Source organism: Bradyrhizobium sp. 190 (genome assembly GCF_023073415.1).
Lineage (GTDB): Bacteria > Pseudomonadota > Alphaproteobacteria > Rhizobiales > Xanthobacteraceae > Bradyrhizobium.
Window position 1 is genome coordinate 291,911 of sequence record NZ_JADPJL010000060.1, and the last position, 22,025, is coordinate 313,935.

Genomic DNA, 22,025 nt, shown 5'->3' on the forward strand with positions numbered 1-22,025 from the left:
TCGTACCGTGCACTTGCGTCAGGATGCCGGGTTGCGTTGCAAAAACGGCCTGCTCAAACATTGTTTGAAAGCGGAGCACGGTGTCGCCTCTCGACTGGCTGCGTCAAAATATCCGGCGTGACGCCGATCTCCGCATACAACTGCGCGACGTAAGGATCCTGTATCCCCAACGCGTCGAGTTGCATCGCCAGTTGCACGAGATATTCCCTGTTGGTGCGAGCGCCGCGATCGGTCCCTGGGGCGTCGTCATCGGCGTCGGCCGCCTGGCGCCAACCTTGAACACGAACGAATGTGGTCACCTAGCATGTTATTCTGTCATGGCTCGCCCAGGATTTTTAGGGTGTAATGAAGCTCACCCCGACCACGCCCGCCACCCGCAAACTTCACCCGATATCGAAGGCCATCCGATGCACGACCAGTTCTCCAACACGCAAGCGATCCGCAAACCCGCGGTCACCTCCAAAGGCGGCATCGTCGCGGCACAATCCAGCAAGGCTGCGCAAGTCGGCGCCGAGGTGCTGGCCGCGGGCGGCGACTGCGTTGACGCCGTCATCGCGACCACGTTTGCGCTCGGCGTGCTGGAGCCCTGGATGAGCGGGCTCGGTGGCGGCGGCGCGATGGTGCTCTACCGGGCGCGCGAGGACCGCTATGAGGTGATCGACTACGGCATGCGCGCACCGGCGAGCCTCAACCCTGCGGATTATCCGCTGACCGGCGGCGGCGCGGCGTCGGATATTTTTCCATGGCCGCGCGTCAAGGACGACCGCAACCTTCATGGCCCAAGCTCGATCGCCGTGCCCGGCGTGGTGGCCGGCATGGAAGAAGCGCATCGCCGCCACGCAAAACTGCCGTGGAAGGATTTGCTGGCGCCGAGCGTCAAGCTCGCCGGTAAAGGCCTTGCGGTCGATTGGTGGACCACGCTGATGATTTCAAGTTCGGCTGCGGACCTGCGGCGTTATCCCGCGAGCGCCGCCGCCTATCTCGTGGACGGCCTGCCGCCGAGTCCGCAATGGGGCATCAAGTCGGAGGTCCGCATGCCGCAGGACCGGCTCCAGGCCACGATGGCGCATCTGGCGAGCGCCGGCCCGCGCGACTTCTACGAGGGCGACCTGGCGCAAAGCCTCGCCGTCGACATCCAGGCCGCCGGCGGCGCGCTATCGGTTGCGGACCTCAAGCCGTTCCGCGCGCATCTGCGTGAACCGCTGGCCATTCCCTATCGCGGCGGCAAGGTGTTCGCGACGCCAGAACTCACCGCCGGGCCGACGCTGTCGCGCACGCTCGGTCTCTTGCAGAACGATCTCAAGCCCGCGCGCGGAGGACCGGATGCGGCAGCGTACGTCGCTTACGCCTCGGCGCTGCAGGCGGCCTATCGCGAGCGGCTGAAGGACATGGGCGATGAGGACGGCAGGCGCGCGCTCGGCGCGGAAGCGCTGGCGCCGGCCTGCACCACGCATTTCTCGGCCGTCGACCGCGACGGCAACATGGCCGCGGTGACGCAAACGCTGCTGTCGAACTTCGGCTCCAGATTCGTATCCAGCCAGACCGGCATCACCATGAACAACGGCATCATGTGGTTCGATCCGACGCCGGGCACGCCGAATTCGCTGGCGCCAGGCAAGCGCTGCCTGACCAATTACACGCCGGTGCTGGCGCAGGCGGGCGATGGCCGCCGCACTGCCATCGGCGCTTCCGGCGGCCGGCGCATCCTGCCGGCGGTGAGCCAGCTTCTGTCCTTTGTGATGGATTACGGCATGGATCTCGATGCGGCGATCCACCAGCCCCGCATCGACGCCAGCGAAGGCGCCGTGGTGATCGGCGATGTGCGCCTGCCGCAAGCCGCGCGCGAGGCACTTGGCGCGCGTTTTGACTACGAGGAGGCGCGCATCCAGACGCTGCCGATGAAATTCGCCTGCCCCAGCATCGTGCTGCGCGACGGCGACAGCAACAGCGGCGCGACCGAAGTGTTCCAGCCGTGGAGCGAGGCGGTCGCGGAGGGGTGAGGCAAAGCGAGCCGCGCGATCGCTAGAACGCCTTCGCCTTACCCACGCTTCGCCGAGATCACGCTGATTTCCGATCCTGGCAGCGGGATGGTGCGCTCCAACAAAAGACCGGCGGCTGCGAACAGGTCTCGATATTCCCGCTCGGTGCGCTCCTGCCCGCCGGGCATCGCCATCATGTTCATATCGCCCATGGCGATCCGCTGGTGGATCGGCGTCGCCTCTATCCGTTCCGGCATGATGCGCTCGATCAACAGGATCTTGCTGGCCTCGTGCATGGCTTTACGGCAGTTGCGGAGGATTGTGACACTCTTCTCGTCATCCCAATCGTGGATGACGTATTTCAGAACGTAGGCGTCGGCCGCCTCAGGCACCGAGTGAAAAAAGTTGCCCGCGATGATTTCGCATCGCGGCAACACCGCATCGATCAGCTTTTGCGGTGCCTGCGCAACTCCGCTCGGCAGATCGAAGACCGTACCGCGCACGCCCGCATTGGCAGCAAGGATCGACGCCATCAAGGTGCCGTCGCCGCCGCCGATATCGACGATGTCTGGGAATTGGGAGAAATCGTAGGTTGAAACCAACAGATCGGTAATCCGCTCGGTATTTTCGGCCATGGCCGCGTTGAAGATGGCAGCCTGCTCGGGATTGGCGGCGAGATATTCGAAAGTGCCGACGCCATAGACACGACGCGTACCGGATTCACCGGTTCTCACGCTGTGAAGCAGCTCTCCCCAGGATCTCCAGGCACGCTCGCCGCCGAACATCAATGCAACGTTTCGCATCGAGCCGGGTACATTCGATCGGAGCTCGCTTCCCGCAGCTGTCAAAGCAAAGCGTCCAGACTCGAGTTCTTCAACCAGGCCGATGCTTGCGAGAGCGCGCAGCAACCGGCGAAGCGGAACATGTGCCGTATCGGTCTCCTGCGCCAGGGCGTCGGCCGTCTTTGCCTCGGTTGCAAGCAGATCGGCAATACCAAGCTCGGCCGCCACATGAATCACGCGTGCGGGCATGTAGCCGGTGATCAACGGCCACAGGGTAGCCGGCGAAGCGGCGCTGCTTTCCGGTGCGGACATCGTTCATCCTCCTCGGACCGGTTCCGGCAGCCGCGCGGCGGTCAGCGCGCCGTCTTGTTTGTCGATACGATCTCGCGCACCTTGGCGCTCTGCTCATCAATCGCGCTGGCGAACTGCGCTGAAGTCAGGATGCGGACCTTAACGCCCGCCGCCTGCAGCCGCGAATTGACCTCCGAATCCCCGCCAACGGCAACGACGTCGTCAGCGATCCTGTCGCGAACGGCGGCTGGCAACTCACGTCCGCCGAAGAAACCCACGACGCCGTCGAAAGTGAGTTCGGGGAATCCAGCTTCTATCGCGGTCGGCACTTCAGGCGCGATCGGCGAGCGCTGCCGGTTGGTAACCATCAACAGCCGTGCCTTGCCGCTTGCGACGGCCGGCAGCATGATGGTAGGCGCCGTCACCAATACCTGAATGCGGTTTTCGGCGAGGTCCTGCAGCGCCGGCGCGAACTCGCGATACGGCACCTGCGTCAGCGCCAGCCCGTTCTTCTTCTGCAGCGCCAGGAAGATATAGTGCGGCAAACCTGCCGTGGCAGCCCAGTTGAAGCGCTCGGGAGACGCACGCGCCGCCGCGATGAACGAATCGATCGATTGCAACTCCGTCTGAGCAGACACCGCAATGGCGAAGAAATTATCGATCACCGCCGCAATGGGCACCAGATCTCGAACGGGATCGTAAGGCAGCTTGTCGTGTATCAACGGGTTGATCGAGATCGGACCTGCGAATGAGAACAACAGCGTGTGGTCATCGTGCGCATTCACGAAACTTGTGACGCCCACGATGCCGTCAGTGCCAGGGCGGTTCTCGACGATCACGGATTGTCCCCACCGCCGGGAAAGCCCCTCCGCAAACAGGCGCGCGGCAAGGTCGGTGCCACCGCCGGCCGGAAGCGGCGCAATGATCTTGACCGTGCGTTGCGGCCACGCATCGGCAAGAAGCGGCTGCGAAGTACTGATGGCTGCCGCAAGCAAGGATACAAGTATGAGGAGCGCTCTACGTGGCATGACCAGGCCTCCCTTGCGTCACGGATGATTTGACTGAGCCGCGCTTGCGCCGTCCGCCGCCGGGGCGCGCATGGATGCGGTTGCCTTCCACCACACGCACCAACATATCCAGAAACAGGTCTTTTTCATCAGCCGTCAGCGAACTCAGGATCCGATCGTTGGCGTGACGAACTTTGACGCGATGACCGCGCCACAGCTTGCTGCCCTCGGGCGTTATATAGAGTTCGCGGGCGCGGCGATCGGCGTCATTCACGGCCCGCTTCAGAAGTCCCCTTGCTTCGAGCTTGTCGACGATCAGGCTTACATTGTTGCGGTCGATCCCAAGCGCCTCCGACAGCGATTGCTGGCTGATGCCGGGCACGTCGTCGACGAACACCAGCAAGGCATACTCAAGCTGCACGAGGTCGGCCTCTCTCAAGGCCGTGGTGATCATGCTCAGGCAGACTTGCTGAAGCCGTCGAACCAGCGGAGCCAATATGCGGCGGATGGGAATCCCGTCGCGCCCAAGGATCAGTGCGGACGACTTGTCTCGCGAAGGGTTTTTGGCAACGGACCGCATACTCTCGCCAATCATCAAATATTTGATAATCATAATTATGAGTATTTAGGTTGTCAATCTGCTCATTGCGCCTCAGATAACGAAAGTGCGACGGACTACATCCCGAGCCGGTCCCGCACCCGCCCGGCGAGCACCGCGGCGGTAACGCCGAGTGGCCAGAACGCATGCAGCGCCATCGGCTTGATTCCGGTTACGGGCATGTCGATCTCGGCGTTCTTGCCGCCGACGAGACGGCGCGCCAGTTGCTGCCCCATCGCGGTCGAGAGCGCGACGCCGCGGCCGTTGCAGCCGAGCGAGATCAGGAGATTCTCCGCGGGCTCATGCACATGCGGATAATGATCGGGCGTGATCGCGAGCCGGCTGTTCCAGCCGTGCGTCCAGGTGGCGCCCTTCACGCCCGGCCACAGCCGCTCCGCATAGCGCATGAGATAGGCGACGTCGGTGGGCTTGCTGATCCAGCGCATCGGGCCGCGTCCGCCCATCAACAACCTGTTGTGCTGATCGATGCGGTAATAGACCGTGATGTGACCGCTCTCGTACAACACCGAGCGCGTCGGCATGATCGCGCGCGCGACTTCTTCGGATAAGGGCGCGGTGGCGGCGATCGACGAAAACACCGGCACGATGGTGCGGCGCAGGCTCGGCCAGAGGTCGCCGGTGAAGCCGTTGGTCGCGAGCAGCACCTTTTCGGCGCGCACGATTCCGCGCGGCGTTTCGATGCGCCAGCTGGCAGCCTCACGCGACAAGGAGAGTGCGGGCGTCTCGCCATGGACGGCAGCGCCGGCCGCGATCGCGGCGCGCGCGAGCCCGCGCGCGTAGCTCAGCGGATGCAGGTCACCGCCGCGGTTGTCCAGCATGGCGCAGAGATAACGGTCGGTGCCGGTCATCTCCCGCATCTGTTCGCGGTTCAGCAGCGTCACCGGCATGCCGCGGCGGATGCATTGCTTCGCGGTGTTCTCGATTGCCGTCGCGCTTGCTTCATTGTAAGCCGCGCGCAGTGTGCCGTTCTGCCGCGCCTCGCACGGGATCTGGTAGCGACGGATCAGGTCGAACGTGAAGTTGGTGGTGCCGTAGGAAAACGCGATCATGCGGCCGCCGAGCTCAGTGCCAAAATCCGCCTCGATCTTATCAGGGTCGTGCTTGAGCCCCGGATTGACCTGGCCGCCATTGTTACCCGACGCGCCCCAGCCCGGCTGTTGCGCCTCCAGCACGGTCACGTCGACACCCTGCTCGGCCAGATGCAGCGCCGTGGATAGTCCTGTAAAACCGCCGCCGATGATCGCGACCGAGACTTTTTTGTCCGCATCGAGCGGCGGCGTCGGTGTCGGCGCCACCGCCGTATCGGCATAGAGGCTTGGCGGCAGCGGCAGCGAGACAGGCGAATTCATGGACGATGACCGAAGTTTAGAGCGGATGCAGCACGCGCCGCAAAAAGTCCTGCGTGCGCGCATGCTGCGGCTGGTTGAGAACGGTTTTCGCCGGCCCCTGCTCGACGATCACACCGCCGTCGATGAACAGCACGCGATCGGCGACGTCCTTTGCAAATGCCATTTCATGGGTGACGACGACCATGGTCATGCCGTCGTCGGCAAGCTTGCGCATCACGCCCAGCACATCGCCGACCAGTTCGGGGTCGAGCGCCGAGGTCGGCTCGTCGAACAGGATCGCCTTGGGCTGCATCGCGAGCGCCCGCGCTATCGCGACGCGCTGCTGCTGCCCGCCGGACAGCTGCGGCGGATGGACATCGGCCTTCTCCGCGAGTCCCACCCGCGCCAGCAGCGCGCGGCCACGCTCCAGTGCCTCGGCGCGCGGCTCCTTCTTCACATAGATCGGGCCCTCGATGACGTTCTCCAGCGCGGTCCGGTGCGGGAACAGGTTGAAGCGCTGGAACACCATCGAGACTTGCGTCCGGACCGAAACGATCGAGGGCGCGTTGCGATCGACCCGCGCCCCCTCGACGCTGATATCGCCGCTGTCGTAGCTTTCCAGCCCGTTGATGCAGCGCAGGATGGTGGACTTTCCCGAACCGGAGGGACCGATGATGCAGACCACCTCGCCCTTCTCGACGGACGCCGTGATGCCCTTCAGCACCTCGACCTTGCCAAAGCTCTTGTGAACGTTGGAAAGCTTGATCATTTCTGGCCTGCCCGTTTTTCGAAGTGACGGACCAGCAGGATGAGCGGGATGCTCATGGTGAGATACATCAGCGCGACAAGCGTGAACACGCTGGTGTTCTTGAAGGTGGAGGACGCGATGAGCTTGCCTTGCAGGGCGAGTTCGGCGACCGTGATGGTCGAGGCCTGCGACGAATCCTTCAGCATCATGATCATGATGTTGCCGTAGGGCGGCAGCACGATCTTGACCGCTTGCGGCAACACCACGCGGCGCATGGTCTGCCACCAGCCCATGCCGATCGCCTGCGCGGCCTCGATCTGCCCCTTGTCGATCGCCTCGATGCCAGCACGGAAATTCTCGGCCTGATAGGCCGAATAGGCGATGCCGAGCCCCAGGATCGCCGCCTGCAGCGCCGACAGCGTCAGGCCGAATTCCGGCATCACGAAGTAGAGATAGAACAGCAGCACGATGATCGGGATGCCGCGGATCACGTTGATCAGTCCAGCGCTGAATCCCGTGAGGACGCCGATGCCGGATACCCGCATCAGCGCCCAGATCAGGCCGAGCGCGGTCGACAGCAGCAGCGAACCGATCGTAACGATGACCGTCAGCGCCACGCCGCTCATCAGGATCGGCAGGAACTCGACAGTATCGCGCCAGAAGGCCTGCATCAGGAAGCCTGCGCCTTCAGGCCCCATTTATCGAGAATTTTTTCCACCGTCCCGTTCGCCTTCAGCTTCGCCAGCGAGGCATTGATCTTGGCGAGCAGTTCGGTATCGCCCTTGCGCACGCCGATGCCGACCGAGCCGATGGTGGCAGGCTTGTAGCTCTCGACGATACGCGCCTCGGGGAAACCGCCCTGCTTCAAATTGTAGGCCAGGATCGGGTAATCGGCGAAACCTGCCTTCAATCGACCGGCGTTCACGTCGCGCAGAATGTCGGGAATGGTGTCATAGGCCTTCACCTCGCTGAACAGGCCCGATTTCTTCAGCGCATCGACGAAGGCCGTCCCGACCTGCGCGCCGACCACTTCGCCCTTCAGGTCGTCCTGCTTGGTGTAGGTCTTGCTGTCGCCCTTCGGCACCAGCAGCCCCTCGCCGTAGCTGTAGAACGGTTCGGAGAAATCGATCACTTCCTTGCGCGCCGGCGTAACGAACATCGCCGCCGAGATGATGTCGATCTTGTTCGACGTGAGCGAGGCGATCAGCGTCGAGAACTGCATCGGCTCGATCTGGACCTGGAAGCCGGCATCCTTGCCGATCTCGGTGATGAGATCGACCATGATGCCCTGAATGCTGTTGGTCTTGGTGTCGAGGAAGGTGAAGGGCACGCCGGTCGGCGTCGAGCCCACTTTCAGCACCTTTTGCGCAGATGCCGGCATCGCGGCGGTGAGAACTACGGCCGCCATCGCGACCTGGACGAGACGTTTGAGAGCCATGGCACCACCTCCTGGATCGAACACCGTCGCCCGCGTTAGACCAAAGAGTTGCGGGAAACGCCGTTCCGGCCTATTTTCACCATTATGAAATTGTGGTCACACTTGCCGCGGCATTGCAAGCGATTTTCATGCACATGAAGGAAGCAGGCTGACGTGAGCGGTGGCAGGAGAATCAAGAAGCCGGCGCCCAAGGCCAAGGCAAGGGCCACGGCAAAGGCGGCGCGCAGGCCGAAGGCGAAGGCTGCCGCGAGGCCGGCCGAACCGGCGATGGATCTCGCGGTCGGCCGGCGCATTCGCGACCTCCGCCGCGAACACAAACTGTCGCTGGAGACGATCGCTGATCGTACCGATCTGTCGATCGGCTTCCTCAGCCAAATCGAGCGCGGCCTGTCGTCGCCTTCGCTGCGGGTGCTGGCGACGCTGGCGGACGTGCTCGGCGTCGGCATCGCCGCGCTGTTCGGCTCGCGACCCAGCGATGATGCGGCTTCAGGCGGCGTGGTGACGCGTCAGTTGCAGCGCGCCGAACTGAAACTGTGGCGCACCGGGATATCAAAACAATTGCTGAGCCCGGCGGGAACGGAAAACCGCCTCAATCTGTTTCTCGTGCAGCTGGAGCCCGGCGGCAATACCGGCGACGAGCTCTACACGCATGACGGCGAGGAAGCGGGACTGGTGCTGGAAGGCGAGATGACGCTGACGGTAGACGCCGAGACCTGGTCGCTCAAGACGGGCGACAGTTTTCGCTTCGCCAGCCGCCGCCCGCACCGCTTCTCAAATCCGGCGGAAGATGCGAAAGCGGTGGTGCTGTGGGTGAATTGCGTGACGCAGGCGTCATGAACGAGCGTGTGGGACAAGAAATGGATCAGGCCCGAGAGGATTGGAGCCCGCACAGCGCGCACTGGGGCGCGTTCTCCGCACGATGGAACGGCGCGACGCTGGATATCAGGCCTCACGAGGAGGACCCTGCGCCCTCCCCGATGCTGCAAAACTTCACCACGGCGATGCGCCATAAAGCGCGCATCCTGCGACCGATGGTCCGCAAGGCGTGGCTGGACCGGGGCGCACGCAGCGAGCGCAGCTTCGACCAGAAATTCGTCGCGTGCCCGTGGGATGAAGTTCTCGATCTGCTTGCGAATGAATTGTCGCGGATCCGAACCGAACATGGCGCTGCCGCGGTCTTCGGCGGTTCCTATGGCTGGTCCAGCGCCGGGCGTTTTCACCACGCGCAGAGCCAGGTTCATCGCTTCCTGAACACAGCGTTCGGCGGCTATGTGCGTTCGGTGAACAGCTACAGCGCCGGCGCCTCGGCCGTGATCCTGCCGCATGTCCTCGGGGCTTACGAAGACATCTCGCGCCGAAACGTGACCTGGGATCAGGTCGCCGAACATACCGATACCGTGCTGGCCTTCGGCGGCATGGCGCTGAAGAACTCGGATGTCGCAAGCGGCGGCATCAGCCGGCACATCGAGCGCGGCGCGATGCAGAAAGCCGCGCGCCGCGGCACCGTATTCTACAGCATCACGCCGTTGCGCGATGACATGCCGGAAGAAGCCGGCGCCCGGTGGCTGCCGATCCGGGTCGGCACCGACGTGGCGCTGATGCTGGCGCTCGCGCACACGCTGCTCGCCGAAAACCTTTGGGACAGCGATTTTGTCGCGCGCTATTGCACCGGCTTCGACATCTTTGAACGCTATCTGCGCGGCCGCGATGACAACACGCCGAAAGACGCGGCGTGGGCAGCCGATATCACCGGCATTCCCCCTGCCACGATCGTCGACCTCGCCCGCCGGCTGCCGCGCGGGCGCACTCTGATCACGGTCTCGCATTCATTGCAGCGGGCGCAATATGGCGAGCAGCCGGTGTGGATGGGCGCGGTGCTCGCGGCCATGCTTGGCCAGATCGGCCTGCCCGGCGGCGGATATAATTACGCGCTCGGTGCGCTCGGCCACACCGGCCGCCGGTTCAACGCGGTTCCGATTCCGACCCTGTCGCAAGGCAAGAATGCTACAAGCGATTTCATCCCGGTCGCACGCGTCTCCGACATGCTGCTCAATCCGGGAAAGACGTTCGAGTATAACGGCCGGCCGATGCAATACCCTGATATCAAGCTGGTCTATTGGGCGGGCGGCAACCCTTTCCACCATCACCAGGATATCAACCGGCTGCGGCGCGCCTTCAATGTCCCGCAGACCATCGTCGTGCATGAGAGCGCCTGGACGCCGATGGCGAAATTTGCCGACATCGTGCTGCCGGCGACTATGACGCTGGAGCGCGACGATATCGGCGCTGCCGCCACCGATCCAAGGCTGGTCGCGATGCGCAGGGCTGTGGATCCGGTCGGCGAAGCGCGCGACGATTTCGATATTTTTGCCGCGCTGTCGCGGCGTCTGGGCGTCGAACAGGCCTTCACGGAAGGCCGCGACAGTCGGCAATGGCTGGTCCATCTTTACGAGCCGACGCGCCGGGCGCTCGCCGACGCCGGTTATGATGCGCCTGACTTCGACGAGTTCTGGCAGCGCGGCGAACTCGCGCTGCCATCGGCGCCCGATGACGGCGGCTTTCTGCGCGCCTTCCGCAACGATCCCGTCAAGAACAAGCTGCCGACGCCAAGCGGCAAGATCGAGATCTATTCGAAAACCATCGCCGGCTTCGGTTACGACGATTGTCCGCCCCACCCGGCCTGGCTGCCCTCGACCGAACCGCCGGATTCGCGCCACCCGTTGACGCTGATCGCCAACCAGCCGGCGACCCGGCTGCACAGCCAGCTCGACTTCGGTGCCTACAGCCAGTCCAAGAAAATTGCCGGCCGCGAAGCCGTCCGTCTCAACCCCGTTGATGCGGCGCGCCGCGGCATCGCCGATGGCGACATCGTCCGCCTCTTTAATGATCGAGGCGCGTGTCTGGCTGCCGCTGCCGTTACAGATGATGTCATGCCCGGCGTGGTGCAATTATCCACCGGCGCCTGGTACGATCCGCAAGCCGGCGCGGCAGAGCATCCGCTCTGCGTACACGGCAATCCGAACGTGCTCACCCGCGACATCGGCACATCGCGGCTCGCGCAAGGCTGCTGCGGTCAGGTAACGGTGGTCGAGTGCGAGAAGTATCAGGGAACGCTGCCTGCGATCCGCGCCTTCGATCCTCCCGATCAGGATTGATGCAGAGGCAACGACGACACCCCGCATACCGGCTGCCCGCGTACGAGAGAACATCGCGAAAGAATTTAGACATACCCGAATGAAATCGAAAATCCGAACTTAGGATTGTCGATTCAGACGCCGTCAATCCCTGCGGCCTAGGCTTCCTGGAGTTTGTATCGTTGCATCAGGAGACGAGCATGCCGAACCGAGGGAAGCAGGGGAAAGCACGAGCCGCTGCCGCCGAGGCCCGAGAAGATATCATGAGCTCGGCTGCCTTGCGCGCCATGAGCGCGGGCGCGGTAAATGCCATGGCGGCAGTAGGCGCCGCCGTCATCAAGCTGCACAAGGACACCGTGGACAAAAAGCCGGAATTGTTCTGGAACCTGTTCGCGAAGTGCGAGGCCAAGGCCGCACGTCTCGCCGGGCAGGCCGCGCACACCCCGCGCTCCAATGGCGACGCCACCTTCATTGAGGTCTACGCCAGGACCTTGCCGGAATTGGTGAAGAAGGCTCTCAGCGCTCGTGAGCAGGCGCTGCACTGAGTGAAGCTCGCGGGTCTCGCGCCCTCTGCCGATTGCATTCGACCGGCAGTGGGTGGGCGACGATTCCAGCGGTCGCAATGACGAATGCGGACGTCGTCTGGCTCTCACCCGAACCGGTGATCGTACCGGCTCACCGTGAGTTCACTCACGTCGATGTCCGGCTTCCGCCCCGCCATCAGATCCGCCAGCACCCTCCCCGAGCCGCAGGCCATGGTCCAGCCGAGCGTGCCGTGGCCGGTGTTGAGATGCAGATTGCTGTAGCGCGTGGCGCCGATTACCGGCGGACCGTCCGGCGTCATCGGGCGCAGGCCGCACCAGAAGCTGGCTTTGCTCAAATCGCCGCCGCGGGGGAACATGTCGGTCAGGGAGTGATCGAGCGTCGCCCGCCGCGCCGCGTCGAGCGAATCGGAATAGCCCGAGATTTCCGCGGTGCCGCCGACGCGGATACGATCGCCGAGCCGCGTGATCGCGACCTTGTAGCTTTCGTCCATCACGGTCGATACCGGTGCACTATCGGGATCGGTAACGGGGACCGTGATCGAATAGCCCTTCACGGGATAGACCGGAACGGAAATGCCGACGGGCTTCAACAACCGCGGCGACCAGCTTCCGAGCGCGGCGACATAGGCGTCGGCCTGCAACAGCCCCGCGCTGGTGACGACGCCGGTGATCTCATCGCCTTCCGCAACCAGCCGCTCGATAGTCGTATTGAACTTGAACTGCACGCCGAGCTTTGCTGCATCCTTGGCGAGCGCCTGCGTAAACATGTGGCAATCGCCGGTCTCGTCCTGCGGCAACCGAAGCCCTCCGACGAACTTGACCTTCGCGGTGGCGAGCGCAGGCTCCGCGGCAATACAACCGGCAGGATCGAGCACCTCGTAAGGCACGCCATATTGCTTGAGCACCGCGATATCGTCGCCGGTGCCGTCAAGCTGCTTCTGCTTGCGAAACAGCTGCAGCGTGCCTTGGCTGCGCTCGTCATACTTGATGCCGGTCTCGGCGCGCAGTGCGCGCAAGCAATCGCGGCTGTATTCGGCGATCGGGATCATCCGGCTCTTGTTGATGGCGTAGCGCTCTGCCGTGCAGTTGCGCAGCATCTTCAGGCCCCAGATCCACATGACAGGGTCGAGCTTCGGCCAGATCACCAGCGGGCCGTGACGCATCAACAGCCATTTGATGGCTTTCACCGGCACGCCCGGCCCAGCCCAGGGCGAGGAATAGCCGGGCGAGACCTCCCCGGCATTGGCGAAGGAGGTTTCCTGCGCGGGCGCGGCCTGACGGTCAACGACCGTTACTTCATGGCCGGCGCGCGCCAGATAATAGGCGGTGGAGACGCCGATGACGCCACTGCCGAGAACGATTGTCTTCACGATCCCTCACGCATCCGCCGCGGCGTCGCACGCCGCGGCTGCTTTATTCGCTTGCGAGCAAGGATCAGGCCACGCGTTTGATCGCGTCGCCGAGGATCGAAACCATGTCGTCGATATGGCTCTTCTCGACGATCAGGGGCGGCGACATCGCAAAGCTGTCGCCGCTCATGCGCAGGTAAAGCCCGTTGTTGAAGCAGTCGACCATGACGTCATAGCCCCGCGTGCCGACGCCGTCCTTGCGCGGCGCGACTTCGACCGCGCCCATCAGGCCGCAATTGCGGATATCGACCACGTTCGGCAGACCTTTCAACGAATGCAGCGCATCGCGCCAGTATTCGGCCAGAGAAGCGCCGCGCGTCAAAAGCCCTTCGTCCTTGTAGATGTCGAGCGTCGCAAGGCCCGCCGCACAGGCGACCGGATGCGCCGAATAGGTGTAGCCGTGGAACAGCTCGATCGTGCCCTCGGGGCCGTTCATCAGCCCGTCGTGGATCTTGCGGCTGGAGAACACCGCGCCGCAGGGCACGGTGCCGTTGGTGATGCCCTTGGCGGTTGTCATCATGTCAGGCGTGACGCCGAAATGATCAGCCGCGAACGGCGCGCCGAGGCGGCCGAAGCCGGTGATGACCTCGTCGAAGATCAGCAGGATGCCGTGCTTGTCAGCGATTTCGCGCAGGCGCTTCAGGTAGCCCTTCGGCGGCGGCAGCACGGCGGTCGAGCCTGGCACCGGCTCGACGATGACGGCGGCGATGGTGTCGGCGCCATGCAGCGCCACCATCCGCTCGAGATCGTCGGCGAGATCGGCGCCGTGTTCAGGCTGATCTTTTGCGAAAGCATTGCGGGCGAGATCATGGGTATGACGGATGTGATCAACGCCGGGCAGATGGGTCGCGAAGGCGCGGCGGTTCGCCACCATGCCGCCGACCGACATGCCGCCGAAGCCGACGCCGTGATAGCCGCGCTCGCGGCCGATCAGGCGCGTCCGCGTGCCCTGTCCAATGGCGCGCTGGTAGGCGAGCGCGATCTTCAGCGCGGTGTCGACCGACTCGGAGCCGGAGTTGGTGAAGAAGATGCGGTCGAGACCTTTGGGCGCGATCTCGGCAAGCCGCTCGGCGAAATCGAACGCCAGCGGATGGCCCATGTTGAACGAGGGCGCGAAGTCGAGGTTCGTCAACTGCCGCTCGACGGCGGTCGCGATCTGGCGGCGGCCGTGGCCGGCATTGACGCACCAGAGGCCGGCCGAGCCGTCGATCACCTTGCGGCCGTCGACGGTGGTGTAGTGCATGCCCTCGGCGGAAGCGAACAGCCGCGGCGCTTTCTTGAACTGCCGGTTGGCCGTGAACGGCATCCAGAACGAATCGGTTTGCAGGGTGTTCGGCTTCTGATGAAGGGTCACGGGTGGCTCCTGTGCTGGCAGCTCAAGCTACCACCGGGCCACGCTCGGGAAGGCACAACAAGTCCTTTTCTTCACTCCCGCAACCCATTGATTTTGTTGGCCCGGCTAGGGCATATTTGTTCGATCCGAAACACTTGCAACAGGGATTTTCGATGAGCGTCGATATCGGTGGGCGACTCCGCTTCGTTCGCGCCCGTCACAAGCTATCTCAACGCGAGCTGGCAAAACGCTCCGGCGTGACCAATTCGACGATCTCGCTGATCGAATCGAACCAGATGAACCCCTCCGTCGGCGCGCTCAAGCGCATCCTCGACGGGCTGCCGATGGGGCTTGCCGAATTCTTCGCGATCGAGCCGGAACGGCCGCGCAAGGCCTTCTATCGCGCCGACGAACTGACCGAGATCGGCAAGAAGCCGATCTCCTTCCGCCAGGTCGGCGACAATCTGTTTGGCCGGAGCTTGCAGATCCTCAAGGAACGCTACGAGCCGGGCAGCGACACCGGCCGGGTGCCGCTGACCCATGACGGCGAGGAAGGCGGCATCGTGGTCTCGGGCCGGCTGGAGGTCACCGTCGACGACGAGCGCCGCATTCTCGATCCCGGCGACGCCTATTATTTCGAAAGCCGCCGCCCGCATCGCTTTCGCTGCGTCGGCGGTAAAGCCTGCGAAGTAATCTCGGCCTGCACGCCGCCGACGTTTTGAGCAGCGGGCGCGCTCCACAAGCGGGCAAAGCCTGCGGGCGCCGAGTTGCGCGCCGCGTGTTGCGAATTGTGTCGTAACCTACTCCAGAGCCGCGGCCTTCTGATGCAACCACTCTTCGAGATTCGTGTAACCATTTCCATCATCATCGCCGCCTGGATTCGCGGGCAAAGTATGCGTAATACGATTCACGGGCATTGACGGCCATCCGCCACCGTTCTTTTGGCAACGATCGCTGCCATCCGCGCTAACGCAGTTGATGATCGTGCCTGCTCTTTTCTTGATCTCGTTTATGACGCGGATATCAACCGAATCGCGATCTTTCGGGCGCGCACCGCCATGGACGAGAACAAAATCGTGGGCCTGATCTGGCGAAGCCGCGACGATACCTTGTGGGATCGTGCCTGATGGCGCTGAGTAACTCGCCTGGCTCTCCTTCAAGCCGGAATTCCACGCCACCATTGACATCGGATCGCTTGACTGACGAAAGCCGCCATTGTCAGACACGTAGACCTTGGTTGCGCTGTTCGGATTGGACACTTCAATCGGCAGGCGTTCCAAATTTGTATCGGGGCCAGGGATATACATGTTACCGATGACCGAACTGTTCGTCGCGGGTGGCGCAGTAGCCAATTCCTCTTCACCCGTCATGCGGGTTGCGTACGAGGTCCAATTGTAGGCGGTGTTGTTCAGCATCGCGAAGTACTTCGCGCGCGAGTTTGGACTGCGATCCACGTTATGCGCCATGATGTTGTACAATATGGAAATAGACCCCGGAGCATATCCAAGGAGCACGCCAAATCCATGCGGACCTTTTGGGTGGAGAGATCGGTGCAGCGGCTGAGCGAAGATGTTGTTCGATAGCGTGATCTGATCCGTGTACCACCAGGCTGACATAACTTCATCGATAGACCAGCTGAACGAGCAGTGATCGACGACGATGTTCTTGATTGGATTCGATGGGCTACCTCTATAACCGTCGATGGTCAGGGCATCGCGGTCTTCGGGATCAGAACCAGCGCCATCGCCCACCCGAACACGAATGTGTTGAACCAAAACGTCCGACGTCGCAATCACCAGCTTGCCACCGCGAAGCGTGATCCCGGGAGACGGAGCCGTTTGACCGGCGATTGTCAGATACGGGTTATAAATCCACAGCTCGGGAGAAATATCGATGTAACCAGAAACTTCGAAGATACAAACACGCGGCCCCGAAGCGGCAGCACAGGCACGAAAAGAACCAGCCCCGCTCGATTTGTTGTTCGTCACGCGGTAGACCGTACCGCCACGACCTGCCCTCGTTGACATGCCGAAGCCGCGGCCCCCCGGGATAACCGGAAGGTAGCTGACCGGGTCCTGCGGAACAGGGCTAAAGGTAGCGCCAGGAGCCGGTGCTGGTGCTTGCACTGGAGACGCCGCGGACGATGGCCTGGGCGCGGGAGCTTGGGCTAGCGTCGTGCCAGCCGAGACCATAGTCAGTGTCAGAAGCGAAAAACTGGAGAGTAAAAGAAGTGTCATGACTCGCATGTAACTCCTCCAAGTGCCCTCCCCATCAATACGCGATTTACCGCCCCTTGGGGGCATTTGCGGGCATCCGCCAGAACCCCAAGGTGGATCTGCTTGGCCCAACAAATGGTAACGATCTTCGCCTTGCCTCGGCGGGCCTTGGCCGAGTCTAGGGCAAGAAGTGGTCCGCTGATGAATCAAAGGCGGAAATCACCTGTTCTGTTCGGGTTCTGATGCCTCTCAGCTGGGCGCGACAACATTCGCCGAGCCAGCCCTGCGCTTGCGTGGATGGCAAAAAAGCTGAATAGTTTCCGTCGTCCGACGGAGCGATCGGAGGCTTGCGGCTGCACGCGTGCAGCCGCTTCTTGGAGCTTTTCCAGATGTCGAAGCTCACCGAGCACGGCGCGTGCCTGCTGTGGAAGCCGGAATTGATTTGGCTGAATGCCGTTTCCGACGCGATGGTCGCCACCGCCTTCTTTGCTACGGCGTTCGTCCTCGCGTACTTCGTGTGGCGGCGCCATCGTGAACTTATGTTCCGGGGCGTATTCTTGATCTTCGCGATCTTCGTCGCGGTCTGCGGAGTGACCCGCCTGCTGTCGATCTACACCCTGTGGGTGCCGGCCTATGAAATCGAGGCCCTGACCAAAGCTTTCCTGGCGCTGATCTCGGTCCCGGTCACGGCAGCCCTACTGCTGGCGCTGCCGCGGATCCTGGTGCTGCCCACGCGCATTCAGCTAGCGAATGCCTATGCCGCACTTGAGGAGGAAGTCAGGCAACGCCGCGAGGCGGAAGCCATGGTCAAGCGCTTTGAGGAGAAAGAGGCCACCGAATCCAACGTCCAGCAAGCGCAGAAGATGGAAGCCATCGGCCAGCTCACCGGCGGCGTGGCGCACGACTTCAACAACATTCTGACTGTGATCACTGGGACCATCGAAATCCTCAGCGATGCTGTCAAGGATCGTCCACATCTCGTTCAGATCACCAATCTGATTAGCGGAGCCGCGGCGAGGGGGGCGGATCTGACGAAACATTTGTTGGCCTTCTCCCGTCGACAGCCGCTGCAGCCGCGCAATACCGACGTCAACGCGTTGGTGATCGATGCAGCGCGTCTGCTGCGGCCGACCCTCGGCGAGCACATCGAAATCGAATCGATGCTGGCGCACGATTCCGCACCGGCTCTGATTGATCCCAGCCAGCTCACGACTGCGATCCTGAACCTCGCCTTGAATGCGCGTGACGCCATGTCTAACGGCGGTAAGCTGACATTAGAAACAAAGAACGTGGTGCTCGATGAGACCTACGCCAGCCTGAACAGCGAGGTCAGGCCGGGCAACTACGTCATGATTGCAGTGAGTGACACCGGGGATGGAATCCCGAACAACCTGCTCGAAAAGGTGTTTGAACCATTCTTCACCACCAAGGAGGCCGGCAAAGGATCGGGGCTCGGCCTCAGCATGGTGTATGGCTTCGTTAAACAGTCGAATGGACATATCAAGATCTACAGCGAACAGGGCCACGGCACGAGCGTGAAGCTATACCTGCCGCAGGCCACGGGCGGCGGCCCGGAGGAGGAGCCCGCTGGCGAGACTGGCGGATATGCGGGCGAACATGGCGAACAGTCGATCCTGATTGTCGAGGACGACCCGCTGGTCCGCGAATATGTCGTGGCGCAAATCACCCGTTTCGGATTCCGCACGCTCGCCGCCGGCAATGCTGCCGCGGCGCTGGCGCTCATCGATGGACCCGAACGCATTGACCTGCTGTTCACTGACGTAATGCTCCCCGGGGGAGTGAATGGCCGCCAGCTCGCGACTGAGGCGGTCAAAAGACGGCCCGAGCTCAAAGTGCTTTATACATCCGGTTATGCTGAGAATGCCCTCATACATCATGGCCGTCTCGATGCTGGCGTGCTGCTTCTGCCGAAGCCTTATCTCAGCGCCGACCTCGCGCGGATGCTTCTAACCGCGCTGGCATCGTGAGTCCTTCTGAACACGGCCCATGGATGGAAGGACCAAATTTTCAGGAGAGTAATGGCATGCGCAAGGTCTGGATCGAGGCGGCGTTGAACGGCTCGTGGGGCCGCGCGTTCCAACCCGGCATTCCCGACACCGTTGAGACCATCATCGCCGAAGGCGTCGCCTGCGCGCGCGCCGGCGCCACCATCGTTCACGTCCATGCCTATGATGGCGGCGGTCCGCAGACCTATGACTGGCAGGTCTATGCCCGCATCATCGAAGGCATCCGCAACCAGATCGATGTGCCGGTCTATCCCTCCTATCCGGCTTTCATAACCACAGGCAGCGACAGCAGCCCGCTCGCCGACGTCGCGGCCCGATTTGCCGACATCGAAGAACTTGCCGCGCGGGGCCTCTTGGATTTTGCCGTCATCGATCCCGGCAGCGTCAATTTGAGCCTGACAAAAATCACGGCGGCCACGCAGCCTGGCGGCACCTACATGAATCCTGAATCCCAGATCCGGTATGCGCTCGATTTCGCGGCGCGCCACGGCCTGCATACCGATTTTGCCATCTACGAGCCCGGCTTCGCGCGTGCCGGCGCAGCGCTTGCGCGCGCGGCCGGCGTCAAGGTGCCGATCTATCGTCTCATGTTCTGCAATCTGATCGCGGTCGGCCTTCCACCAAAGCCATATGCACTTGCTGCTTACCATGCGCTGCTGGAGGAGGAAGCGCCCGGTGCGCCCTGGATGATTGCGGGCGTCAGCGCCGATCTCCGCCCGCTATTTGCAGAGACGATCGCACGCGGCGGCCATATTCGCGTCGGCCTCGAGGATGCGCCGCTGGGCACGACCGCGACCAATCTCGAACTGGTCGAAGAGGCGGTTAGTCTGGTGCGTGAGCACGGCGCCGAACCCGCCTCTCCGGCCGAAATGCGGCAGGCGCTGGCTGCGGCCGGCTGATAACCCGTTCCTCCCGACGATCCTAAAACGCGGCGCGATGACCTACCGAACCGGCCCGATAAATAAGATGGGGTTTAATCGGGAAGGCCCGCATTGCGGAGACCCTTGGCGAGGGTGGCGAAGTCCTCCTCCCGACGAAACAAATCTCTCAGATTGGTGGCGCGCAAATCGGGATCACATTCGAGTGCTTGTGATATCGCTCGTTGTGCCAGGTCAAGTCGCCCCGCGACGGCATTGCTCGCTGCGGAAACGCATGTGGCCAGCAGGAAAGCCGGATTGAAGCGTAGAGAGCTTTCGGCGTATGACGACGCCTTGTCATAGCGGCCTGCGAGAAAATGGGCATAGGCCATGGCCCCGTGCATGGCGTACGTGGAGGGATCGAGCGGGCTCAAGCGCATGGCATGTGCAGCGTGCTCGAGTGCCAAGTCCGGCTCACCTCTCCAAACTCTTAACCACGCACTGAGGCTCCAACTTCGCCCCAGGTTAGGATTTACCGCAAGTCCCCGGTCCATGAACGCCGCCGCGTCGTCGAACTCACGGGCTACCAAGGCGAGTGCATATCCACCCATACACAGCGCAACAGGGTCATCTTCCCCCAGCCGCACCGCTTTCCGAGCCAGCCGTACAGCTTCCGCGCTTTCCTGAATGCGGTCGTCCATCCAACCACGCGCTTTTCGCCGCACGTAGCACCACGCAGCCATGCCATAGGCGCAGGCCAGACCATGATCGAGCTCGACTGCCTTGCAAAAGAGTCGAAGTGCTTCGGCGTTCGCGTCCTTGGTCCACCGACCAGCGCTGGCCAGCCCACGCAGATAATAGTCGTATGCATCCAGATTTTCAGTTGGTTTGCGCTTTGCCCGCTTGATTTCCTCGCGCTGCAGCTTTGGTGCGATTGCACCCACCACGCTGGAAGTCACATGGTCCTGTAGATCAAACACATCCTCGAGCGCACCATCGAAGTGGTCCGCCCACAGATGTGCTCCAGTTTCGGCATCAATAAGCTGCCCCGCGATGCGCAAGCGATTTCCTGCCTTGCGCACGCTGCCTTCGAGTATGTAGCGCACCCCAAGCTCGCGGCCGACCTGCCTCACGTCTACACTTCGGCCTTTGTAAGTGAAGCTCGAATTGCGTGCGATCACAAAGAGCCAGTGAAAGCGCGACAGCGCCATCGTGATGTCCTCCACGACGCCGTCGGCAAAATACTCCTGCTCTGGATCCAGGCTTAGGTTGACGAAGGGGAGGACGGCCACTGAAGGTCTGGTGGGCAGCGTCAGAGGGCCTTTCGGCGGTTCTGCCCAGTTGTCGGGCGCTGCGTCGCCTCGCTCTTCCAGTACTTGCCCGACAAAACGGAAGCCCTTCCGCGCCATTGTCTTGAGGAGGCGCTGTTCTTCGCCGGAATCGCCGATCGCATTTCGGGCGGCGTTCAGGCGGGTCGTCAACGCAGCATCAGATACAATGCGTCCATTCCAAACGGCAATGATGAGGTCGTCTTTGCTGACGACGCGCTCCCTGTTTCGAATCAAGTAATCGAGCAGGTCAAAAGCCTGCGGTGTGATCGACACCGCATCCGCCCCGCGATGCAGTTCACGCTTTTCGGTGTCAAGCGTGTAGTTCTCGAAGAGATAGCGCAAGTTGCCATTCCTTCTGGGTCACCTCCAAGGCGCCGCAGCACGAAGAATAAGCTGCCGGTAAGGGAAATGTAAGCCACCAGTTAAGCGCGCCGGCGCATCTTGCGGCAACTTCGTCTGGTCAAGTAGTCCAGACAGGGCACACCGCAATGAGCACGATTCAGGAGACCACCGAGGTGAGACCGGCAACCGCGAAGCGGCAGGTCTACAGTCCTCTCGAAGCATATTGGAATGCATTTCAGGCGTGGCGCAAACGTGAGAAGCTGCGAACCGAGTTGTGTCGCCTGACGGACAGCGAGCTTGAGGACATTGGTATCACGCGCGGCGAGATTGACTACGTCGCCTCCAACCGCTCAATCTCGCCAGATCCGCTCCGTTGGATGTCTGACATCGCCACTCTAAAGTGAGGCATCTCGGCCTACTTCGCCAGCGCGCCCGAAAGCACAAGCTCCAGCTCCTGCCTGACATCTTCGAGCGGCTGGACGCTGCACGCGGCCCGGCACATCGCGACTGTGCCTTCCAGCGAGATCGCGGTCACCCGGACTCGATCCGGGGTGGAGGCCGGTTCGCGTCAAGAAAACGCGTCAAATCAAGAAGACGCGGCGGCCTGCGCCGCACGTCCGGGGTGAGACGGCAATAATG

20 protein-coding genes are annotated in these 22,025 nt (G+C 62.5%); 8 read left to right on the forward strand and 12 right to left on the reverse strand.

Going from position 1 to position 22,025, the window contains the following annotated elements:
- Window positions 1-53: 53 nt before the first annotated feature.
- Complete coding sequence (locus IVB22_RS28625) at window positions 54-299, reverse strand: hypothetical protein (RefSeq protein ID WP_247520515.1); 246 nt, start codon at window positions 297-299, stop codon at window positions 54-56.
- A gap of 108 nt (window positions 300-407) precedes the next feature.
- Here IVB22_RS28625 and IVB22_RS28630 point away from each other — a divergent pair, with 108 nt between their 5' ends.
- A complete protein-coding gene (locus IVB22_RS28630; RefSeq protein WP_247520516.1) occupies window positions 408-2,000 on the forward strand; it encodes a gamma-glutamyltransferase in 1,593 nt (530 codons plus the stop codon).
- Between the two features lie 38 nt (window positions 2,001-2,038).
- Here the strand turns inward: IVB22_RS28630 and IVB22_RS28635 are convergent, their stop codons facing one another.
- From IVB22_RS28635 to IVB22_RS28665, 7 genes are all read right to left on the reverse strand, one after another.
- Complete coding sequence (locus IVB22_RS28635; protein WP_247520517.1) at window positions 2,039-3,073, reverse strand: acetylserotonin O-methyltransferase; 1,035 nt, start codon at window positions 3,071-3,073, stop codon at window positions 2,039-2,041.
- A 41-nt stretch (window positions 3,074-3,114) separates the two neighbouring features.
- A complete protein-coding gene (locus IVB22_RS28640) occupies window positions 3,115-4,080 on the reverse strand; it encodes a tripartite tricarboxylate transporter substrate binding protein (RefSeq protein WP_247520518.1) in 966 nt (321 codons plus the stop codon).
- Complete coding sequence (locus IVB22_RS28645; protein ID WP_247520575.1) at window positions 4,070-4,654, reverse strand: MarR family winged helix-turn-helix transcriptional regulator; 585 nt, start codon at window positions 4,652-4,654, stop codon at window positions 4,070-4,072. The genes IVB22_RS28640 and IVB22_RS28645 overlap by 11 nt, the downstream gene beginning before the upstream one ends.
- Window positions 4,655-4,734: 80 nt before the next feature.
- Window positions 4,735-6,027, reverse strand: coding sequence for an FAD-binding oxidoreductase (locus IVB22_RS28650; protein WP_247520519.1), 1,293 nt, complete (start codon window positions 6,025-6,027; stop codon window positions 4,735-4,737).
- 16 nt (window positions 6,028-6,043) lie between these two features.
- Window positions 6,044-6,775: an amino acid ABC transporter ATP-binding protein gene (locus IVB22_RS28655; RefSeq protein WP_247520520.1), complete on the reverse strand. Its 732-nt coding sequence runs from the start codon at window positions 6,773-6,775 to the stop codon at window positions 6,044-6,046.
- Window positions 6,772-7,425, reverse strand: a complete 654-nt coding sequence (locus IVB22_RS28660; protein ID WP_247520576.1) for an amino acid ABC transporter permease — start codon at window positions 7,423-7,425, stop codon at window positions 6,772-6,774. The genes IVB22_RS28655 and IVB22_RS28660 overlap by 4 nt, the downstream gene beginning before the upstream one ends.
- Window positions 7,425-8,192 (reverse strand): ABC transporter substrate-binding protein, encoded by a 768-nt coding sequence (locus IVB22_RS28665; protein ID WP_247520521.1) that lies wholly within the window; start codon window positions 8,190-8,192, stop codon window positions 7,425-7,427. The genes IVB22_RS28660 and IVB22_RS28665 overlap by 1 nt, the downstream gene beginning before the upstream one ends.
- Before the next feature lie 153 nt (window positions 8,193-8,345).
- Between IVB22_RS28665 and IVB22_RS28670 the strand changes: the two genes are divergently transcribed.
- The 3 genes from IVB22_RS28670 (at window position 8,346) to IVB22_RS28680 (ending at window position 11,871) form a co-directional block, all read left to right on the forward strand.
- Window positions 8,346-9,029, forward strand: coding sequence for a cupin domain-containing protein (locus tag IVB22_RS28670; RefSeq protein WP_247520522.1), 684 nt, complete (start codon window positions 8,346-8,348; stop codon window positions 9,027-9,029).
- Window positions 9,030-9,049: 20 nt separating this feature from the next.
- On the forward strand, window positions 9,050-11,347 hold the full coding sequence (locus IVB22_RS28675; RefSeq protein ID WP_374207708.1) for a molybdopterin guanine dinucleotide-containing S/N-oxide reductase: 2,298 nt from the start codon (window positions 9,050-9,052) through the stop codon (window positions 11,345-11,347).
- 242 nt (window positions 11,348-11,589) lie between these two features.
- Complete coding sequence (locus IVB22_RS28680; RefSeq protein WP_247520524.1) at window positions 11,590-11,871, forward strand: hypothetical protein; 282 nt, start codon at window positions 11,590-11,592, stop codon at window positions 11,869-11,871.
- A 104-nt stretch (window positions 11,872-11,975) separates the two neighbouring features.
- On the opposite strand, the gene IVB22_RS28685 is transcribed toward IVB22_RS28680, so the two are convergent.
- Both IVB22_RS28685 and IVB22_RS28690 read right to left on the reverse strand, forming a co-directional pair.
- Entirely contained in the window at window positions 11,976-13,241 is a 1,266-nt protein-coding gene (locus IVB22_RS28685) for a D-amino acid dehydrogenase (RefSeq protein ID WP_247520525.1), read from the reverse strand.
- 64 nt (window positions 13,242-13,305) lie between these two features.
- Window positions 13,306-14,634, reverse strand: coding sequence for an aspartate aminotransferase family protein (locus IVB22_RS28690; RefSeq protein ID WP_247520526.1), 1,329 nt, complete (start codon window positions 14,632-14,634; stop codon window positions 13,306-13,308).
- 152 nt (window positions 14,635-14,786) lie between these two features.
- On the opposite strand from IVB22_RS28690, the gene IVB22_RS28695 reads away from it, so the two are divergent.
- Window positions 14,787-15,335 (forward strand): cupin domain-containing protein, encoded by a 549-nt coding sequence (locus IVB22_RS28695; protein ID WP_247520527.1) that lies wholly within the window; start codon window positions 14,787-14,789, stop codon window positions 15,333-15,335.
- Window positions 15,336-15,413: 78 nt separating this feature from the next.
- On the opposite strand, the gene IVB22_RS28700 is transcribed toward IVB22_RS28695, so the two are convergent.
- Complete coding sequence (locus tag IVB22_RS28700; protein ID WP_247520528.1) at window positions 15,414-16,601, reverse strand: hypothetical protein; 1,188 nt, start codon at window positions 16,599-16,601, stop codon at window positions 15,414-15,416.
- Between the two features lie 617 nt (window positions 16,602-17,218).
- Between IVB22_RS28700 and IVB22_RS28705 the strand changes: the two genes are divergently transcribed.
- Window positions 17,219-18,817, forward strand: coding sequence for an ATP-binding protein (locus tag IVB22_RS28705; protein WP_247520529.1), 1,599 nt, complete (start codon window positions 17,219-17,221; stop codon window positions 18,815-18,817).
- Window positions 18,818-18,873: 56 nt separating this feature from the next.
- Window positions 18,874-19,755 (forward strand): 3-keto-5-aminohexanoate cleavage protein, encoded by an 882-nt coding sequence (locus tag IVB22_RS28710; RefSeq protein WP_247520531.1) that lies wholly within the window; start codon window positions 18,874-18,876, stop codon window positions 19,753-19,755.
- A 74-nt stretch (window positions 19,756-19,829) separates the two neighbouring features.
- Here the strand turns inward: IVB22_RS28710 and IVB22_RS28715 are convergent, their stop codons facing one another.
- Window positions 19,830-21,386 (reverse strand): winged helix-turn-helix domain-containing protein, encoded by a 1,557-nt coding sequence (locus IVB22_RS28715; RefSeq protein WP_247520532.1) that lies wholly within the window; start codon window positions 21,384-21,386, stop codon window positions 19,830-19,832.
- A gap of 146 nt (window positions 21,387-21,532) precedes the next feature.
- On the opposite strand from IVB22_RS28715, the gene IVB22_RS28720 reads away from it, so the two are divergent.
- Window positions 21,533-21,790, forward strand: a complete 258-nt coding sequence (locus IVB22_RS28720; RefSeq protein ID WP_247520533.1) for a DUF1127 domain-containing protein — start codon at window positions 21,533-21,535, stop codon at window positions 21,788-21,790.
- The last annotated feature ends 235 nt before the right edge of the window (window positions 21,791-22,025 follow it).

What these genes read in the sequence shown, in the direction of transcription:
- IVB22_RS28630 (WP_247520516.1), top strand. Translation starts at nt 408, where the DNA reads ATGCACGACCAGTTCTCCAACACGCAAGCGATCCGCAAACCCGCGGTC.
- IVB22_RS28635 (WP_247520517.1), bottom strand. Translation starts at nt 3,073, where the DNA reads ATGTCCGCACCGGAAAGCAGCGCCGCTTCGCCGGCTACCCTGTGGCCG.
- IVB22_RS28640 (WP_247520518.1), bottom strand. Translation starts at nt 4,080, where the DNA reads ATGCCACGTAGAGCGCTCCTCATACTTGTATCCTTGCTTGCGGCAGCC.
- IVB22_RS28645 (WP_247520575.1), bottom strand. Translation starts at nt 4,654, where the DNA reads ATGATTGGCGAGAGTATGCGGTCCGTTGCCAAAAACCCTTCGCGAGAC.
- IVB22_RS28650 (WP_247520519.1), bottom strand. Translation starts at nt 6,027, where the DNA reads ATGAATTCGCCTGTCTCGCTGCCGCTGCCGCCAAGCCTCTATGCCGAT.
- IVB22_RS28655 (WP_247520520.1), bottom strand. Translation starts at nt 6,775, where the DNA reads ATGATCAAGCTTTCCAACGTTCACAAGAGCTTTGGCAAGGTCGAGGTG.
- IVB22_RS28660 (WP_247520576.1), bottom strand. Translation starts at nt 7,425, where the DNA reads ATGCAGGCCTTCTGGCGCGATACTGTCGAGTTCCTGCCGATCCTGATG.
- IVB22_RS28665 (WP_247520521.1), bottom strand. Translation starts at nt 8,192, where the DNA reads ATGGCTCTCAAACGTCTCGTCCAGGTCGCGATGGCGGCCGTAGTTCTC.
- IVB22_RS28675 (WP_374207708.1), top strand. Translation starts at nt 9,050, where the DNA reads ATGGATCAGGCCCGAGAGGATTGGAGCCCGCACAGCGCGCACTGGGGC.
- IVB22_RS28680 (WP_247520524.1), top strand. Translation starts at nt 11,590, where the DNA reads ATGAGCTCGGCTGCCTTGCGCGCCATGAGCGCGGGCGCGGTAAATGCC.
- IVB22_RS28695 (WP_247520527.1), top strand. Translation starts at nt 14,787, where the DNA reads ATGAGCGTCGATATCGGTGGGCGACTCCGCTTCGTTCGCGCCCGTCAC.
- IVB22_RS28705 (WP_247520529.1), top strand. Translation starts at nt 17,219, where the DNA reads ATGTCGAAGCTCACCGAGCACGGCGCGTGCCTGCTGTGGAAGCCGGAA.
- IVB22_RS28710 (WP_247520531.1), top strand. Translation starts at nt 18,874, where the DNA reads ATGCGCAAGGTCTGGATCGAGGCGGCGTTGAACGGCTCGTGGGGCCGC.
- IVB22_RS28720 (WP_247520533.1), top strand. Translation starts at nt 21,533, where the DNA reads ATGAGCACGATTCAGGAGACCACCGAGGTGAGACCGGCAACCGCGAAG.